The 16,036-nt window shown below is 67.2% G+C and carries 16 protein-coding genes and 3 tRNA genes; 11 read left to right on the forward strand and 8 right to left on the reverse strand.

Going from position 1 to position 16,036, the window contains the following annotated elements; genetic code table 11:
- Positions 1-5: 5 nt before the first annotated feature.
- From ftsH to tilS, 3 genes are all read right to left on the reverse strand, one after another.
- Positions 6-2,009, reverse strand: a complete 2,004-nt coding sequence (gene ftsH, locus AB0259_RS08960; protein ID WP_366222193.1) for an ATP-dependent zinc metalloprotease FtsH — start codon at positions 2,007-2,009, stop codon at positions 6-8.
- A gap of 69 nt (positions 2,010-2,078) precedes the next feature.
- The gene (gene hpt / locus AB0259_RS08965) at positions 2,079-2,630 is read right to left on the reverse strand and encodes a hypoxanthine phosphoribosyltransferase (protein ID WP_251577861.1); all 552 of its coding nucleotides are present in this window, start codon (positions 2,628-2,630) and stop codon (positions 2,079-2,081) included.
- Between the two features lie 9 nt (positions 2,631-2,639).
- Positions 2,640-3,671, reverse strand: coding sequence for a tRNA lysidine(34) synthetase TilS (gene tilS / locus AB0259_RS08970; protein ID WP_366222191.1), 1,032 nt, complete (start codon positions 3,669-3,671; stop codon positions 2,640-2,642).
- A gap of 267 nt (positions 3,672-3,938) precedes the next feature.
- Here tilS and AB0259_RS08975 point away from each other — a divergent pair, with 267 nt between their 5' ends.
- Positions 3,939-4,472: an inorganic diphosphatase gene (locus AB0259_RS08975; protein WP_251577857.1), complete on the forward strand. Its 534-nt coding sequence runs from the start codon at positions 3,939-3,941 to the stop codon at positions 4,470-4,472.
- 65 nt (positions 4,473-4,537) lie between these two features.
- On the opposite strand, the gene AB0259_RS08980 is transcribed toward AB0259_RS08975, so the two are convergent.
- The gene (locus AB0259_RS08980; RefSeq protein WP_366222189.1) at positions 4,538-6,001 is read right to left on the reverse strand and encodes a M23 family metallopeptidase; all 1,464 of its coding nucleotides are present in this window, start codon (positions 5,999-6,001) and stop codon (positions 4,538-4,540) included.
- Between the two features lie 211 nt (positions 6,002-6,212).
- On the opposite strand from AB0259_RS08980, the gene AB0259_RS08985 reads away from it, so the two are divergent.
- The 6 genes from AB0259_RS08985 to AB0259_RS09010 all read left to right on the forward strand — a co-directional run bounded on the left by AB0259_RS08985 (position 6,213) and on the right by AB0259_RS09010 (position 10,306).
- A tRNA-Glu gene (locus AB0259_RS08985) sits at positions 6,213-6,285 on the forward strand.
- Positions 6,286-6,306: 21 nt separating this feature from the next.
- A tRNA-Asp gene (locus AB0259_RS08990) sits at positions 6,307-6,380 on the forward strand.
- Between the two features lie 68 nt (positions 6,381-6,448).
- Positions 6,449-6,521 (forward strand) — tRNA-Phe (locus AB0259_RS08995).
- 533 nt (positions 6,522-7,054) lie between these two features.
- Positions 7,055-8,281: a DNA cytosine methyltransferase gene (locus AB0259_RS09000; protein WP_366222187.1), complete on the forward strand. Its 1,227-nt coding sequence runs from the start codon at positions 7,055-7,057 to the stop codon at positions 8,279-8,281.
- On the forward strand, positions 8,268-9,380 hold the full coding sequence (locus tag AB0259_RS09005) for a hypothetical protein (RefSeq protein WP_366222185.1): 1,113 nt from the start codon (positions 8,268-8,270) through the stop codon (positions 9,378-9,380). The genes AB0259_RS09000 and AB0259_RS09005 overlap by 14 nt, the downstream gene beginning before the upstream one ends.
- On the forward strand, positions 9,377-10,306 hold the full coding sequence (locus tag AB0259_RS09010; protein WP_366222183.1) for a hypothetical protein: 930 nt from the start codon (positions 9,377-9,379) through the stop codon (positions 10,304-10,306). Before AB0259_RS09005 ends, AB0259_RS09010 begins: the two co-directional genes overlap by 4 nt.
- A 27-nt stretch (positions 10,307-10,333) precedes the next feature.
- On the opposite strand, the gene AB0259_RS09015 is transcribed toward AB0259_RS09010, so the two are convergent.
- The 3 genes from AB0259_RS09015 to AB0259_RS09025 are packed head-to-tail and all read right to left on the reverse strand — an operon-like array spanning position 10,334 to position 11,361.
- On the reverse strand, positions 10,334-10,810 hold the full coding sequence (locus AB0259_RS09015) for a hypothetical protein (RefSeq protein WP_366222182.1): 477 nt from the start codon (positions 10,808-10,810) through the stop codon (positions 10,334-10,336).
- Complete coding sequence (locus AB0259_RS09020; protein WP_366222180.1) at positions 10,807-11,070, reverse strand: MBL fold metallo-hydrolase; 264 nt, start codon at positions 11,068-11,070, stop codon at positions 10,807-10,809. Before AB0259_RS09020 ends, AB0259_RS09015 begins: the two co-directional genes overlap by 4 nt.
- A 27-nt stretch (positions 11,071-11,097) precedes the next feature.
- Positions 11,098-11,361: a hypothetical protein gene (locus AB0259_RS09025; RefSeq protein WP_366222178.1), complete on the reverse strand. Its 264-nt coding sequence runs from the start codon at positions 11,359-11,361 to the stop codon at positions 11,098-11,100.
- Positions 11,362-11,408: 47 nt separating this feature from the next.
- Between AB0259_RS09025 and AB0259_RS09030 the strand changes: the two genes are divergently transcribed.
- Both AB0259_RS09030 and AB0259_RS09035 read left to right on the forward strand, forming a co-directional pair.
- Complete coding sequence (locus AB0259_RS09030; protein ID WP_366222176.1) at positions 11,409-11,678, forward strand: methyltransferase domain-containing protein; 270 nt, start codon at positions 11,409-11,411, stop codon at positions 11,676-11,678.
- Between the two features lie 114 nt (positions 11,679-11,792).
- Positions 11,793-11,990: a hypothetical protein gene (locus AB0259_RS09035; RefSeq protein WP_366222174.1), complete on the forward strand. Its 198-nt coding sequence runs from the start codon at positions 11,793-11,795 to the stop codon at positions 11,988-11,990.
- Positions 11,991-12,976: 986 nt separating this feature from the next.
- On the opposite strand, the gene AB0259_RS09040 is transcribed toward AB0259_RS09035, so the two are convergent.
- A complete protein-coding gene (locus AB0259_RS09040; RefSeq protein ID WP_262981985.1) occupies positions 12,977-13,111 on the reverse strand; it encodes a hypothetical protein in 135 nt (44 codons plus the stop codon).
- A 55-nt stretch (positions 13,112-13,166) separates the two neighbouring features.
- On the opposite strand from AB0259_RS09040, the gene AB0259_RS09045 reads away from it, so the two are divergent.
- Positions 13,167-13,919 (forward strand): DeoR/GlpR family DNA-binding transcription regulator, encoded by a 753-nt coding sequence (locus AB0259_RS09045; protein WP_251577832.1) that lies wholly within the window; start codon positions 13,167-13,169, stop codon positions 13,917-13,919.
- Positions 13,920-13,980: 61 nt separating this feature from the next.
- Positions 13,981-16,023: a bifunctional aldolase/short-chain dehydrogenase gene (locus AB0259_RS09050; RefSeq protein WP_366222171.1), complete on the forward strand. Its 2,043-nt coding sequence runs from the start codon at positions 13,981-13,983 to the stop codon at positions 16,021-16,023.
- The last annotated feature ends 13 nt before the right edge of the window (positions 16,024-16,036 follow it).

The following is a 16,036-nucleotide window of genomic DNA, read 5'->3' on the forward strand; positions in this document are numbered from 1 at the left end:
GAGCCTCAGGCCGTCGCGGGTCGAGCCTGCCCCGTCGCGTGCCGCGCGGGGGAGGACTCGGCGGCCGCCTGGGAGGCCTCGGTGTTCGCCGCGACCGGAGCCTCGGCGCGACGCGGCACCTCGACGGGAGGCAGCGTCGAGACGGGACGCTCGCTGCTCGAGAGCCACTGCGGACGCGGCGGCAGCTTCTTCACGTCCTTGAAGATCTCGGCGAGCTCGATGTGGTCGAGGGTCTCCTTCTCGAGGAGCGCGAGGGCGAGGCGGTCGAGGATCTCGCGGTTCTCGTTGATCACCTGGTAGGCCTCGTTGTGGGCCTGCTCGATCAGCCCGCGCACCTGCGCGTCGACGCGCTCGGCGATCCGCTCGCTGAAGTCGCGGCCGTGACCCATGTCGCGTCCCATGAAGACCTCGCCCGAGGACGAGCCGAGCTTGACCGGTCCGACGTCGGTGGTCATGCCGTATTCGGTGACCATCTTGCGGGCGATACCGGTGGCCTTCTCGATGTCGTTCGAGGCACCGGTGGTCGGGTCGTGGAAGACGATCTCCTCGGCGACGCGGCCGCCCATGGCGTACGTGAGCTGGTCCTGCAGTTCATTGCGCGTCACGGAGTACTTGTCGTCGAGCGGCAGCACCATCGTGTAGCCCAGGGCCTTGCCGCGCGGCAGGATCGTCACCTTCGTGACCGGGTCGGTGTTGTTCATCGCGGCAGCGGCGAGGGCGTGGCCGCCCTCGTGGTAGGCCGTGATGAGCTTCTCCTTGTCCTTCATGACGCGCGTGCGGCGCTGCGGACCGGCGATGACGCGGTCGATCGCCTCGTCGAGCGCGCGCATGTCGATCAGCTGCGCGTTCGAGCGGGCGGTCAGCAGGGCCGCCTCATTGAGGACGTTGGCCAGGTCGGCGCCGGTGAAGCCGGGCGTCTTGCGGGCGATGACGGCGAGGTCGACCGAGGGCGACAGCGGCTTGCCGCGTCCGTGCACCTCGAGGATCCGCTGACGGCCCTTCAGGTCGGGCGCGTCGACGCCGATCTGACGGTCGAAGCGACCGGGGCGGAGGAGTGCCGGGTCGAGGATGTCGGGACGGTTCGTCGCGGCGATGACGAGCACGGACACCTTGGGGTCGAAGCCGTCCATCTCGACGAGCATCTGGTTGAGCGTCTGCTCGCGCTCGTCGTGACCGCCGCCCATGCCGGCGCCGCGGTGGCGGCCGACGGCGTCGATCTCATCGATGAAGATGATGGCGGGAGCGTTCTCCTTGGCCTCCTTGAAGAGGTCGCGAACACGACTGGCGCCGACACCCACGAACATCTCGACGAAGTCGGAACCCGAGATGGAGTAGAACGGGACGCCCGCCTCACCGGCGACGGCGCGTGCGAGGAGGGTCTTGCCGGTTCCGGGAGGGCCGTAGAGCAGCACGCCCTTCGGGATGCGGGCACCGACCGCCTGGAACTTGGCAGGGTCCTTCAGGAAGTCCTTGATCTCCTGCATCTCCTCGATCGCCTCATCCGAACCGGCGACGTCGGCGAAGGTGACCGTCGGGGTCTCCTTGGTCACGAGCTTCGCCCGGGACTTGCCGAACTGCATGACCTTGCTACCGCCGCCCTGGGCGCTGGAGAGCAGCCACCAGAAGAGCAGACCGAGGATGAGGATGGGGAGGAGGATCGAGATGAGGCTGCCGAACCAGCTCGTCTGCGGCACGACGTCGTTGTAGCCGTCCTTCGGCGCGGCGTTGTCGACGGCCTGCACGACCGCGTCGGCGCGCTCGGTGACGTAGTAGAACTGCACGTTCGTCGCACCCTCGAACGGCTCGCTGAGGGTGAGGTCGACGCGCTGGTCGCCGTCGGTGAGGGTCGCCTGCGTCACGGTGTCGCCGCCGAGGAGCTTCAGCCCCTCCTGCGTCGTGATGCTGCGGGCACCCGTCAGGTTGGTGATGAGGGTCATACCGACGATCAAGAGCACGCCGATGAGCACCACGTAGACGAACGGGTTGCGGGAGAGCTTCTTGACGTTCATGGTGCGTTCAGGCTACCCCTGCCGCGCTATGCGAGGTCTGTGCGTTCGTTTTGGGCGTACCGCGCGGAATCACGCGTAGACGTGGGGCGCGAGGACCGCCACATCGCGCAGGTTCCGGTACTTCTCCGCGAAGTCCAGACCGTAGCCGACGACGAACTCGACCGGGATGTCGAAACCGACGTAGCGGCAGTCGATCTCGACCTTCGCCGCCTCGGGCTTGCGAAGCAGTGCGAGCACCTCGATGGACGCCGCGCCGCGCGACGCGAAGTTCTCCAGCAGCCAGCTGAGCGTCAGCCCCGAGTCGATGATGTCCTCGACGATGAGCACGTGCTTGCCCGAGATGTCGGTGTCGAGGTCCTTCCGGATCTGCACGACACCGCTCGACTTCGTCCCGGCGCCGTACGAGGAGACCGCCATCCAGTCCATCTCGATCGGGCGCTTGAGCGACCGCGCGAAGTCCGCCATCACCATGACGGCGCCCTTCAGGACGCCGACGAGCAGCAGGTCCTTGCCCTCGTAGTCGGCCTCGACGCGGCGCGCGAGCTCTTCGAGCTTGGCCTGGATCTCCTCCTCGGTGACGAGGACATCGGTGAGCTGGTCGGCGATCTCGGCTGCGCGCATTGCAGAAGTCTAAAGTTCGGGGTCGGATGCCGGGAATCGGGCGGCGCCGGCCCCGGCGTCCGCTCCCGTGAACTCGATCACCCGACCGGTGCGCCGGGCGCGGCATCCGGGCAGGTCGATGGGTCCCTGCCCCGACCACTCCGTGACCAGCCGCGCCACCTCGAGGGTCTGCGTGCGCGTGAGCGAGGTGTGGAACTCGCTCGCGACGACGTGCCGGATGATGCGGTGACGCAGCGCCGGGGGGTTCGCCGCGAGCGCGGCGACCGACACCGCGATGCCGGCCTCGGCATGCTCGACGATGTCCTCGATTGTCTCGTCGATCATCTCGTCGAAGGCGTCCGCGTCCTCCCGCAGCTGCGCGGCCGTGCGGGCGAGGGCTTCGGCGATGCCGGGACCGAGCTCGGCCTCGAGCACCGGCAGCACGCGCTCGCGCACGCGCACGCGGGTGTAGAGCGGGTCGATGTTGTGCGGGTCGTCCCACGGTTCGAGACCCTGCGCGGCGCACGCGGCGCGCGTCGTGCTGCGGCCGACGTCCAGCAGCGGGCGGAGCAGCGGGACGCCGTCGAGATCGGATGCCGCGGCCATCCCCTGCAGGCTGCTCGCACCCGATCCTCGCGCGAGGCCGAGGAGCACCGTCTCGGCCTGGTCGTCGAGCGTGTGCGCCACGAGGACGGCGGCGGCGCGGACGTCGCGCGCGGCATCCCGCAGCACCCGGTAGCGCGCGTCGCGCGCGGCGGCCTCGGGCCCGCCGTCGGTGCCGACCTCGACCCGCACGATCAGGGGGTCGAGTCCGAGGCCCGCGGCGGCGCGGGCGGCGGATGCGGCGACCTCGGCGGAGTCCGCCTGCAGCCCGTGGTCGACCGTGACGGATGCCGCACGTAGTCCGGCCTTCGGCGCCTCGAAGCCGACCGCGGCGGCCAGGGCGAGCGAATCCGCTCCGCCCGACAGCCCGACGATGACGATGTCACCCTCGGGAAGCCCGGCCAGGGCGGCGCGGACGGCGCGACGGACCTCGGCGACGGCGGGGTTCAGGGACGGCACGAGGCCACGCTATCCCGCCCGGCGATCCGTATTCAGTCTCGGCGGACGGCGCAAGACGGCCCTTTCGCGAGTTCTCGCGCCCAGCGGTCGCCCGTCACCCCCGTCGGGACTGAGTACGGAACGCGGCGGCCGAACCGGACACCGGAGAACCCGCAGCGAGGACCGGTCGACACCCGTCGCCGAGGCGCTCGGTCCGGAGTTCGGCACACGCAGCCGCGCCAGTAGGCTGGTCGGCGCATCCCACCGGACTTTCAAAGGAGCACAGGCATGGGCGCGTACGACGCCGTCATCGAGATCCCGCGCGGCAGCCGCGTGAAGTACGAGGTCGACCACGGCACGGGCCGCGTCTTCCTCGACCGCGTTCTCTTCACCCCCATGGGGTACCCGTCGAACTACGGGTTCTTCGAGAACACGCTCGGCGAGGACGGCGACCCGCTCGATGTCCTGGTCCTCCTCGACCGCGAGATCTTCCCGGGTGTGCTGGCCAAGGTCCGCCCCGTCGCGGTCCTGAAGATGAGCGACGAGGCCGGCGGCGACGACAAGGTCGTCGCGGTCCTCGCGAAGGACCCGCGGTGGGCGCACATCCAGGACGTCGACGACATCGACGAGTGGACCAAGGGCGAGATCGGCCACTTCTTCGAGCGCTACAAGGACCTCGAGCCCGGCAAGTGGGTCAAGGTCGACGAGTGGGCGAACGCCGCCGAGGCCGAGCGCCTCGTCGCCGAGGCGTTCGAGCGCTTCGAGCAGCACGAGGGCGAGACCCGCACGCAGGGTGAGGGCGAGTCCCCCAACACGCTCTGACGTGAACAGAAGAGGGTCGGATGCCGCGCGGCATCCGACCCTCTGTCGTTTCCGGGCGAGCGGCGTCAGACGCTGATGCCGCGGGCGCGCAGGAAGGGCGCGGGGTCGACGCGGACGCCGCCGCGGTAGACCTCGAAATGCAGGTGGCAGCCGGTGGAGGCCCCGGTGCTGCCGATGTAGGCGATCGTCTGGCCGGCGCGGACGCGATCACCGTAGCCGACGTTGTATCCACCGTTGATGATGTGCGCGTAGCCGGTGACGGTACCGTCGCTGTGGCGGACCTGGATGTAGTTGCCCCAAGCGCCGCTGTAACCGGCGAAGACGACGGTGCCGGATGCCGCGGCGTAGATCGGCGAACCGCAGGAGCTGGCGAAATCGATGCCGCGGTGACCACTGGCCGTGCATCCACCCGAGGAGCAGATGCTGCCGCGGGTGCCGAACCAGGAGCTGATCCAGCCGTGCGCGGGGCGCACCCACCCGGAGGACTGGACGACTCCGCCACTGCCACCGCTGCTGCTTCCGCCGCCGGACGAGCCGCCGCCGGAGGATCCACCCGTGCTGGGCTTGGGCTTGTTGGCCGCGGCGGCCGCTGCTTCTTCCCGGCGACGCTTCTCCTCGGCGAGGCGCCGCGCTTCTTCTTCGCGGGCCTTCCGGGCAGCCTCTTCCCGAGCCTTGCGGGCGGCTTCCTCGCGACGCTTGCGCTCAGCCTCCACGCCGGCCTTGTAACCGGCGACGGTCTTCGCGGTGGTGTCGCGGAGTGCGTCGAGCTGCGCCTCGAGCACCTCGCGGTGCTCGTTCTGGGCGGCGAGGGCAGCCTGCGCGGCCTGCGCGGCATCCTGCGCGGCCTGCATCTTATGCTCGGCTTCGACCTTGCGCTTGTCGCGCTCGTCGCGGGCGACCTGGGCCTGCGCCGCAAGGCTCTTCGCACTGTCGCGGGCACCGACGGCCTCGGCGTACACGTCGCGGTTGGCGTCGACGAGGCGGTCCATCGTGCCGAGGCGTCCGAGCAGATCGTCGGCACTGGCCGAGGAGTCCGAGAAGAAGAGCTCGAGGGTGCGGTCACCATTGCCCGACCGGTACTGCTGGGCGGCGAGGACCCCGAGCTTCGCCGCGGACTCCTTCGCGCGGGCCTCTTCGGCGTCGGCCTTGGCCTGCAGCGCGTCTGCGCGGGCCGCGGCGTCCTCGAAGGCGATGAGGGCGTCCTGGTACTCGACGCCGAGCCGCTCAGCCTCGGCCTGCTTGGCCGCGACGTCGTTCTCGAGAGACGAGATGAGGTTCTGGATGCGGGTGATCTCGGAGCCCTTGGCGGCCTCGTTGCTGCGCGCCTTCTCGACGTCGTCCCAGCTGGGGTACGAGACGGCGGCGAAGGCGGGGAGGGCGAAGCCGAGACCGGTGGATGCCGCGGCGACACCGAGCGCACCGAGTCCGAGGACGTTGCGCCGGCTGATGCGCGACGAGAACGTGCGCGCCTCTTCTGCCGTGGGCGCGCAGCCGCAATCGACGTCCGACGCCTCGGAAAGATCGGTCACTGCACACACCCTTCCCTCGGCCAGATGGCGTGCTGATCCGCCCATCACAGTAGCAACACTGTTCACATTCGTCACAGAAAAATGTGCGGACGGCCGCCGCCATCCTGCCCCTGTTCTCGCGGCGGAGGATGTCGGCGCGCCCTCGATTCGCACATTCGTCGGGGATCGCATATGCTTGACCCTCGGTAAGCGTGAGCCCCCGGGTTCGCTCGGCCCCATCGTTTAGCGGCCTAGGACGCCGCCCTTTCACGGCGGTAGCACGGGTTCGAATCCCGTTGGGGTCACTCCCACAATTTAATAAGCATGGCCCTGTAGCGCAGTTGGTTAGCGTGCCGCCCTGTCACGGCGGAGGTCGCGGGTTCAAGTCCCGTCAGGGTCGCTCCGAGCGACGAGCCCTTTGTTTTCAGAGGGCTCTTCGTCTAGGACATGGCTCTCCTGCAGCCATGCGGCTCTGTAGCTCAGTTGGTAGAGCGCACGACTGAAAATCGTGAGGTCACGGGATCGACGCCCGTCGGAGCCACACGGACCGTCGTTACAACGGTCCCAGAAACCCTCGCCTAGCTTCTACATGGCGGGGGTTTTGCTTTGCCCTGGATGCACCGCCCACCAAATAACCGGAAGAGGTGGACGCGTTCTTGCAACGCCATCCGACTTGCCTAACCGAGAATCGGCACTCGCGAGCGCGTTTGGTCTGAGCGGATCGGTGGCTCCGAAGTCGATGGCAGCGATGTCTCCAATCGCGAAGCGACGACCAATTGTCATCACCTCGGCGTCAGTCAGATACTTCACGGAGTGATGGTTGGGAATCACACTCGATTTAAAGGTGACCTGACGGCCGGCCGGCCGGCTGGCCGGCTGGCCGGCGACATCGTGCAGCCCTGCACATGCGGACGTCGCTTCGCTGAGCGCTCGCCTACCGCGGTGCGCACGCTTCTCCCCACGGCGTTCTCATCGCCGTAGATAATGCCGTTGATCCATTCCGTCCTCGACCGCGCGCCAACTTGACAGAATGGGTCCGACCCGCTGAGCTCGACAGTAACGAACGGAGGCCTCGTGCCGCTCACCACCTTGTCATGCTTCAGCGGCATTGGCGGGCTCGATCTGGGGTTGGAAGCAGCAGGCTTCGACCACGCAGGAGCGCTCGAGATCGATGCCGACGCCCTCTCGTCCATGCGCAAGAATCGCCCTGCGTGGGCACAGCTCGAGCCTGGCGATGTCGTCGCCGCCGGCACTTCCCTCCTCCCATCAGCGCTTGGACTCGAACCTGGCGAGCTATCGCTCATTGCTGGGGGGCCGCCTTGCCAACCGTTCAGCAAGGCCGCTCAGTGGGCCGCGCCGAAGCGTGGCGTGACTGATGCGCGCGGGCGAACCGTCGACGGAATGATGGACCTCGTGGAGCGGTTTCTCCCTCGCGCCGTTCTGATGGAGAACGTGTCCGGCTTCCTCGCGGGCCGCAATAATGCCGCCCCCATCATTCAGCAGCGATTTGACGAGATAAATGCAATGCACGGCACGGCGTACTCGCTCCGGTCGTGGATCGTCGATGCGGCCGACTACGGCGTTCCCCAACATCGTCAGCGTGCGATCGTTCTCGCGCTCCGGGATCCAGCCGTCTTACCGGGAGTGCTGCCGACGTCCCACTCCGCCGATCACCGCACTGCTTGGGACGCCCTCGGGGACAGCAAGCCCACCGATCTTCCCCCGCTTACCGGGAAGTACGCAGAGCTGCTGCCGAGTATCCCGGAGGGCAGCAACTACCAGTACCTCACATCTCGAGGCGGCGGCAGGGATGTCGAGCTTTTCGGCTACCGAACCCGCTACTGGTCGTTCCTATTGAAGCTAGCGAAGGATCGGCCAGCGTGGACACTCCCCGCGAGCCCAGGGCCCTCGACAGGCCCATTTCACTGGGACAATCGGCATCTCGCCCCTTCTGAGCGCCTGCTTCTCCAAGGGTTCCCTGCGGGTTGGGAACTTACGCCGAACATTCGGGCGAACGTCCGACTTGCCGGAAACGCGACCCCGCCCCCCCTGGCCGAAGCCATGGGTAAGGTCGTCCGCTCACTGCTTGAGAGCCCGGAGAGGCCCCTATCTGAGGTCGATGTGACGCCGAGTCTTGCAACTGCAAGGCGAGGATCTGCACCGCCCCCAGCGCCGCCCGTCGCTCGTCTGCCAAAACACTGGCAGGACAAGGTTCAGTCGAAAGATGCACACCCTGGAGCGGGAGCGGGCCCCCGAGGTCACGCAGTAACCGAAGGAGCAATTGCAAGTGCACCGGCTTGACCATGAAGTACCCGTCGAAATCCTCGACCTCGATCCCCAGAATCCCCGCCTTCCCGAGGATTTGCAGGGCGGTACGCAGGCTGAGATTCTGCAATATCTGTGGGACAACGATGTACTCGATGAACTTATCGACTCATACTTGTCGAACGGATACTTCGAAAGCGAACCACTCATCACACTTCCCCCAGAGGGGTCCAGAAGAGTTGTCGTCGAGGGCAATCGTCGCCTGGCGGCTCTCATAATTCTTCACCAGTTGCCTCCCGCGATAAGCGCCGGCATCGAACTCTCCGACGACACTGCTGTGTCAGCCGAGGAGCTGAAGAGTTTGGGACTCGCAGAACTACCCGTGGTGGAAGCGGATGACATGGAGGACGTTGCGTCATTCCTCGGTTTCCGCCACATCAGCGGGATGAAGAAATGGAACGCTGAGGCGAAGGCCCGCTGGCTGTTCCAGCAAGTCGAGAACCGTTCTGCCAATCAATCAACCCGTGGCGTCTTCTACGATGTCGGACGGCAGGTTGGCAGTAATGCACGGGGGGTACGATCCTCCTATATTGCGTACGGACTGCTGCGTTTCGCGCGAGATGAACTCGGGCTCGACCGGAACATCGTTCAATACGTCTCCCAGGAGCGGTTCGGCGTATGGCTGCGACTGCTCGGCACCGCGAACGTCACAACCTACATCGGCTTGAGCGGTCGTCCGACCCTTAGTTACGAGGAAGTTCGGGAGCAGGTCAACTCAGCTGACGCGACGAAGCTACTTGAAGTGTTGACCGATCTCACGCCTACCAGGGAGACTGGTCGACCAATACTCGCCGACTCACGCGATGTCACCGATTACTCCGATGTGCTTGCTCATGAGCCTGCTAGATCGGCTATGCGCGAATTCGGCTCGTTGTCGCTGGCAGTGGAGATCGCTCGTCAGGGGGAGCTAGGCCCACGGCTGCAGCAGATGACGCGCACCATCGAGCTTCTCACTCTCGACGTCAAGCGATACTCAGTGCGCCAAGAAGAAGTTCGCGCCGCCGAAGAACTCTCTGCTTCCACACGCGCCCTTGTTGGAGCGATAAAGGCCGCCTTACCAGAGGAAGACGAGTGACGGGCGGGTCGCCGATTCTCATAGAACCGGACATCGACCGTTACGGACAAGACGCCAGAGTAAGTGCACTGGCCGACTACCTAGAGTTGGCCGCTCTCGCGGGCCACAGAGTCACCACCGCTGCCTTACAGGACCTCATTGTCGACAACGAATGGGTTCGGCGTCCTATCCGGCGATATCTCCTTCCAGAGGACGTGGAAGACGATCCAGACTCTTGGGCGGATGCAGTGTTCGCCATGATTGCTGAGCGAGGTGCTCAGCTGAGGGAACTCTACCCGTTCGAAATCAGTGGTCGAAGCGTCAGGATGAAGGATTCCTCATTTGCGAGGGGGGAGTCACGCTACCTGGCACTGCTGGCGATCACGGTGGTGCATGCTTTCGGAATCCCCGGACCAGTCTCCCCAGAGGCAATTCTGGAGGACGTAGTTGCAAATACGCTCGCACACCTCGGATTATCCTCGGTCAACATCGGCGCAACCGATCGCGGGACGGGCTTCGTCGAGGCGCTCCAGAACGGCGCAAAGGCCCTCGATCTTTGGCCGATGCAGGACCCACGCCCCCGAAGTTCTCGCGCCAAGGATGTCGGCGTTGACACTCTTGGCGGGTTTGTCTGGAGGGATCACAGGCAGGCGGGGCACTGGCTGATCATCGGACAAGTCACGGCCGCGCAAAGCCAGCATTGGGCAGCAAAGCTCGCCCAACCCGAGCCTGCTCGTTGGGCCACCTACCTGCAGGAACTGCTCCATCCCCAAGTCTTCCTGGCCGTGCCGCATCACGTGCAGGATGACCACCTGCGCAACCTGATGGAAAGTCGACGGGGTGTGGTAATTGACCGCCTTCGGATTGTCGCCAACAAGGCAGACAACACGCTTGCGGAGCAGTCCTTGATCGAGGCGATGCTCAATGCGGAAGTTGAAAAGCCGTGACGTCGTGAGCCTCTCGCGCGGCCGCCGTCACAGGGTCAGCGCCTCGCCGTCCTCGGGAACACTGACGGCTCCACCGAGCCCGTGAGCCGCCGCGACGGCCCAGACGTCGTCGCGCGTGACGGTGCAGTGGTCCAGCGCCTCCATGTGGACGGCGACGATGCGGGCGCACGGCGCGTGCTCGTGCACACGAACGACGTCCTCCTCCCCCATCAAGATCGGATCGAAGCCGGGCAGCACCGCCTCGCCTGCGTTCAGGACGACCACGTCGGGGGTGTGCTCGGCGAGCGCCGTGACGACCGCCGGGTGGTAGATTTTGTCGCCCGCGACGTAGAGGGTGGGCTCGTCGGCATGAGCGATGACGACTCCCATCACCTCGCCGAGATCGGCGGCGGCCACGGTCTCCGCCGATCCGTGACGACCACCGATCCGGGTGAAGGTCACACCCCGTAGCGTCGTCGGCGCATCGAGCACCGTCACCTGCGTGAAGCCGGCATCAGCGATCATCGCGGCGTCTTCGCATGCTGGACGTGAGCGGGAACCTCTCGCGGGGGGAGAGCTGCGGCCGCGGCATCCCAGTGGTCAGAGTGCGTGTGCGTCACGACGACGACATCGGGGTCGATCAGGTCCGCGAGTGGAACGACAAGATCGACCAGCGGATTGCGACGCGAACTCGCGGAGCCCGGCTGCGAGCCCTCCGCCCCGAGCAGGGGATCGACGAGGATGCGGATGCCGCCGACCGCGAGCAGGAGGGTGGCATTACGCACCTGGGTGATCTTCGCCCTGGGACCGTCTCACGCGTCGGCGCCGGCGATCCGCGTCACGAACGCCGGTCGGAGCCGGCTGTGGTCGGCGATCTGCTCGGCGGTGAGTCCTGATCGGACGAGTTCGCGGACGATCGGCGTCACGCGCGCCTCGAGCTCCGACACGTCGTTCGTCCCTCCACGAGACGCGGGCAGTTCCGCCTCCACCCGGTCCAGGAGTGTCCGCTGGTGCGCGGTGAGCTGGTGGGCCTCGGAGCCGGCGATGCGGATCGTCCAGTCGGGGCCGGTGCTCATACCGCCGCATCCTGACACAGATCCGACGCGGTCGATAACCTCGCAGGGTGACCCGCAGGACCGCCGCCTACGCCCGCCAGGCCGCGGAGTACGTGGACGCGCTGGGATCGATGAGCGCGATGCACCACGCGGATCGCCACCTCATCGAAACGTGGGGAGCCGCGGCATCCGGTCGGCTCATCGACGCGGGCTGCGGGCCGGGTCACTGGACGCAGCACCTGGCGGAGCGGGGCGCCGAGATCCGCGAGATCGATCTGCTAGCGGAGTTCATCGACAACGCCCGCGGGACCCACCCGGGCATCCGGTTCGACGTCTAGAGCATCGAGGCGATCGATGAAGCGGATGCCGCGATCGGCGGCATCCTGGCCTGGTTCTCGACGATCCTCCACGCGCCAGGGCAGATCGCCGCGCCGCTCGCCGAGTTCGCGCGCGTGCTGCGGCCCGGTGGTTCGCTGTTCCTCGGCTACTTCGACGCCGACGCGACGGAGGCGTTCGACCACGCCGTCGTGCAGGCGTACCGCTGGAATACCCGCGACCTGCAGAGGATCCTCGAATCCGCGGGCTTCGACGTCGTCGCCGTGGACCACCGTGCCGATCCCGGACAGCGCGGTCGGCGCGATCTTCTGTGAGTGGCGGGGGTCTTAGGCACCCACCGTCGAATCAAAACTCGTGGGTGCATCACTTCGACCATCCGCGGCAAACGCACCCCTCGAGTACGCCGAGGCTAGAGCGATTGAGGGCTTGAATTGAGGGCGCTCTGACCACATCCAGACGGCCTGGTTGGCCCGGTCAGGCGAAGTTTTCCTGTCTGCGGCGTCTTGCCGCGCGCTGCCTAGCCCGAATCCTCCTTCGCGCCCTTCTGACTACGTTCGCGCGGCCATCGATAACTCGCCTGCGAAGAGTGCGAAGGGAGCGTCGACGAGATTCTCTCAACAGAGCCAGAGTCAAGCCGACACCAAGCATCGTGACTGCAAATATGAGGGGACCCACTATCTGGAACTCCGACAGCGCCTCCATCGGACTCTTTACCGGAGGAGCAACCCCGCCCACGGCAAAGCTGATCGCGGACACAGCCAATAGCTTCCCCGCGTGGTCCGTTCGCTGCAAAGACGCTCGGTCCCGGTCAGGATGCGCATTTGGATTGTGCGCATACGCCCGGAGAGCCGTGCCCATCGCCGCGATGAAAAAGCCCCAAAAGGCGACCGCCTGAAGAGAAGCGGGCGGTCGCGTCACATCCATTGGTCCTGGGTCAAGCGCTTCGCCAGTCTCCTTGTACGCCGAGGACCAAGCTGCAAGCGTCGAGCCCAATTCCATTCGAGACTGCGCTTCTGTAACGAAAGCTATGGCAAGACCGATGATCAGTCCCCAGGCCATGGCGCCAATGACGTAAAGCATGTGACCACGCTGGAAGGAGTACGACGCCCAGCGTTCTGCGTCCCTTTGCAGCTTGAGTCGCCTAAGTCGGTCGGTGGCTGCTTTCGGGTTTCGAACTCGCGCGCGGGTCACGTAACAGGAACATATCCGAACAGACGATCCGGGGATGTCGGCCGTCGGAGGTCTGGATGGCGACGTGGCCTGCACCCAAACCCCGAATCGCCGCGCGCCGGGGCTGACCTCACCGCGGCTCCGTCACCCGCACCAGCCCGCAGTTCAGGCACGACCAGGCGACCGTGAACCGCTCGTCATCGAGGATCTCGAAGCGCAGCGGATCGCCGCAGGTGGGGCACATGACCGCCGGGCGCTCGCTCACGCATCGAGCCTAAGCTCGCCACGGCGACCCGGGGCGGCCCGGCTACCCTGATCGCATGCCGCCCCTCCTCAGCGCCCAACGCCGGTCGCGCCTCGTCGAGATGCTGGCCGAGTCCGGCAGCATCCGCCTCGAATCCGCCGCCGACGCGCTCGGCGTCTCGGTCATGACGGTGCGCCGCGACCTCGACGACCTCGTCCGCGACGGCCTGGCCCGGCGCGTCCGGGGCGGCGCCGTCGCGGCGATCGTGCCGCAGGGCTTCAGCGAGCGGATCGCCGCCCGCGGCGGCGCGAAGGCCGAGATCGCCCGCAAGGCGCACGACCTGCTCCCCCACGGCGGCGCCGCAGCCATGGACGCCTCCTCCACCGTCGGCGCCCTCCTCTCCACCCTCGACGAGAGCCACGAGCTGCTCGTGGTCACCAACTCCTACGACAACCTCCGCACCGCACAGGCCCGACCGGCCGTCGACGCGATCCTGCTCGGCGGGCGACTCGAGCCGCGGACTGGCAGTTTCGTCGGCGCGCAGGCGTGCGAGAGCGCCGCACGCTTCCACTACGACCGCTTCTTCACGAGCGCCGCCGCCCTCGACCCGTCGTTCGGCACGAGCGAGACGACGCTCGAGGAAGCCGAGGTCAAGCGCGTCCTCGCCGCCAACGCCGACGAGACCGTCGTGCTCGCGGACTCGTCGAAGCTCGAGCGCCTGGCCGTCGCGCGCGCCCTGCGCTGGACCGATGTCGATGTCCTCGTCACCGACCTCGACCCCTCCGATGAGAGGCTCGCCCCGTTCCGGGATCTGGTCGACATCCGCTAACCGTGTTAGATTGTGAAAGGTTTCACAAGATCTTTCACGTCTGAGCCTCGCAGGAGAGTCGATGTCTTCCACACCCACGGCCGCCGCCGACCTGATCGCGCGCAGCAACCGCCTCGGTTCCGACCCGAAGGTGACCAACTACGCCGGCGGCAACACCTCCGCAAAGGGCACCGACACCGACCCGGTCACCGGTGAGCCCGTCGAGCTCCTCTGGGTCAAGGGCTCGGGCGGCGACCTCGGCACGCTGAAGCCCGAAGGACTGGCGGTGCTCCGCCTCGACCGCATGCGCGCCCTCGTCGACGTCTACCCCGGCGTCGAGCGCGAGGACGAGATGGTCGCGGCCTTCGACTACTGCCTCCACGGCAAGGGCGGCGCGGCTCCCTCCATCGACACCGCCATGCACGGACTGGTGGATGCCGCGCACGTCGACCACCTGCATCCGGATGCCGGCATCGCCATCGCGACCGCCGCCGACGGCGAGAAGCTCACCGGCGAGATCTTCGGCGACAAGGTCGCCTGGGTGCCGTGGCGCCGCCCCGGCTTCCAGCTCGGCCTCGACATCGCCGCGATCAAGGCGGAGAACCCCGACGCGATCGGCTGCATCCTCGGCGGACACGGCATCACCGCCTGGGGCGACACCTCCGAGGAGACCGAGCGCAACAGCCTCTGGATCATCGAGACCGCGCAGGCCCACATCGACGAGCACGGTGCGGCGCAGCCCTTCGGCGGCGTCCGCGCCGGCTTCGAAGCGCTCCCCGACGCCGAGCGCCACACGAAGGCCGCCGCCCTCGCGCCCACGGTCCGCGGGCTCGCCTCGACCGACAGGCCCATGGTCGGCCACTTCACCGACAGCGCCGTCGTGCTCGACTTCCTCGCCTCCGAGAAGGCCCCGGCTCTCGCGGAGCTCGGCACGAGCTGCCCCGACCACTTCCTGCGCACCAAGGTCAAGCCGCTCATCCTCGACCTGCCCGCCTCCGCGTCCGTCGAGGACGCGATCGCGCGCCTCCGCGAGCTGCACGAGGCCTACCGCGCCGACTACCAGGCGTACTACGACGCGCACGCGACGACGGACTCCCCCGCGATCCGGGGCGCCGACCCGCTCATCGTCCTCGTCCCGGGCGTCGGCATGTTCAGCTACGGCGCGAACAAGCAGACCGCCCGCGTCGCCGGTGAGTTCTACGTCAACGCCATCAACGTCATGCGCGGCGCCGAGGCCCTCTCGACCTACTCCCCCATCTCGGACGCGGAGAAGTTCCGCATCGAGTACTGGGCCCTCGAAGAGGCGAAGCTGCAGCGGATGCCGAAGCCCAAGACGCATCAGGGGCGCATCGCGTTCGTCACCGGCGCGGCATCCGGCATCGGCAAGGCGATCGCCACGCGGCTCGCCGCCGAGGGCGCGTGCGTCGTCGTCGCCGACCTCGACCTCGAGAAGGCGCAGGCCGCCGCAGCAGAGCTCGGCGGCACCGACGTCGCGATCGGCGTCGCCGCGAACGTGGCCGATGCCGAGGGGGTGCAGGCCGCGATCGACGCGACCGTCCTCGCCTTCGGCGGCATCGACCTCGTCGTCAACAACGCCGGCCTCTCGCTCTCGAAACCGCTGCTCGAGACCACCGAGAAGGACTGGGATCTGCAGCACGACGTCATGGCGAAGGGCTCGTTCCTCGTCGCCAAGGCCGCCGCGAAGGCACTCATCGAGCAGCGGATGGGCGGCGACGTCATCTACATCTCGTCGAAGAATTCCGTCTTCGCCGGGCCCAACAACATCGCCTACTCGGCGACCAAGGCCGACCAGGCCCATCAGGTGCGTCTGCTGGCCGTCGAGCTCGGCGAGCACGGCGTACGCGTGAACGGCATCAACCCGGACGGCGTCGTGCGGGGCTCGGGCATCTTCGCCGCCGGCTGGGGCGCCAACCGCGCCGCGACGTACGGCGTGAAGGAAGAGGACCTCGGTCAGTTCTACGCGAACCGCACCATCCTCAAGCGCGAGGTCGTCCCCGAGAACGTCGCCGACGCGGTGTACGTCCTCACCGGCCCCGAGCTCTCGCGCACGACCGGTCTGCACATCCCGGTGGACTCCGGCGTCGCCGCCGCGTTCCTCCGTTAATCACGGTCCGCGT

It is taken from the genome of Microbacterium sp. NPDC080005, assembly GCF_040702445.1.
Taxonomy (GTDB): domain Bacteria; phylum Actinomycetota; class Actinomycetes; order Actinomycetales; family Microbacteriaceae; genus Microbacterium; species Microbacterium oleivorans_D.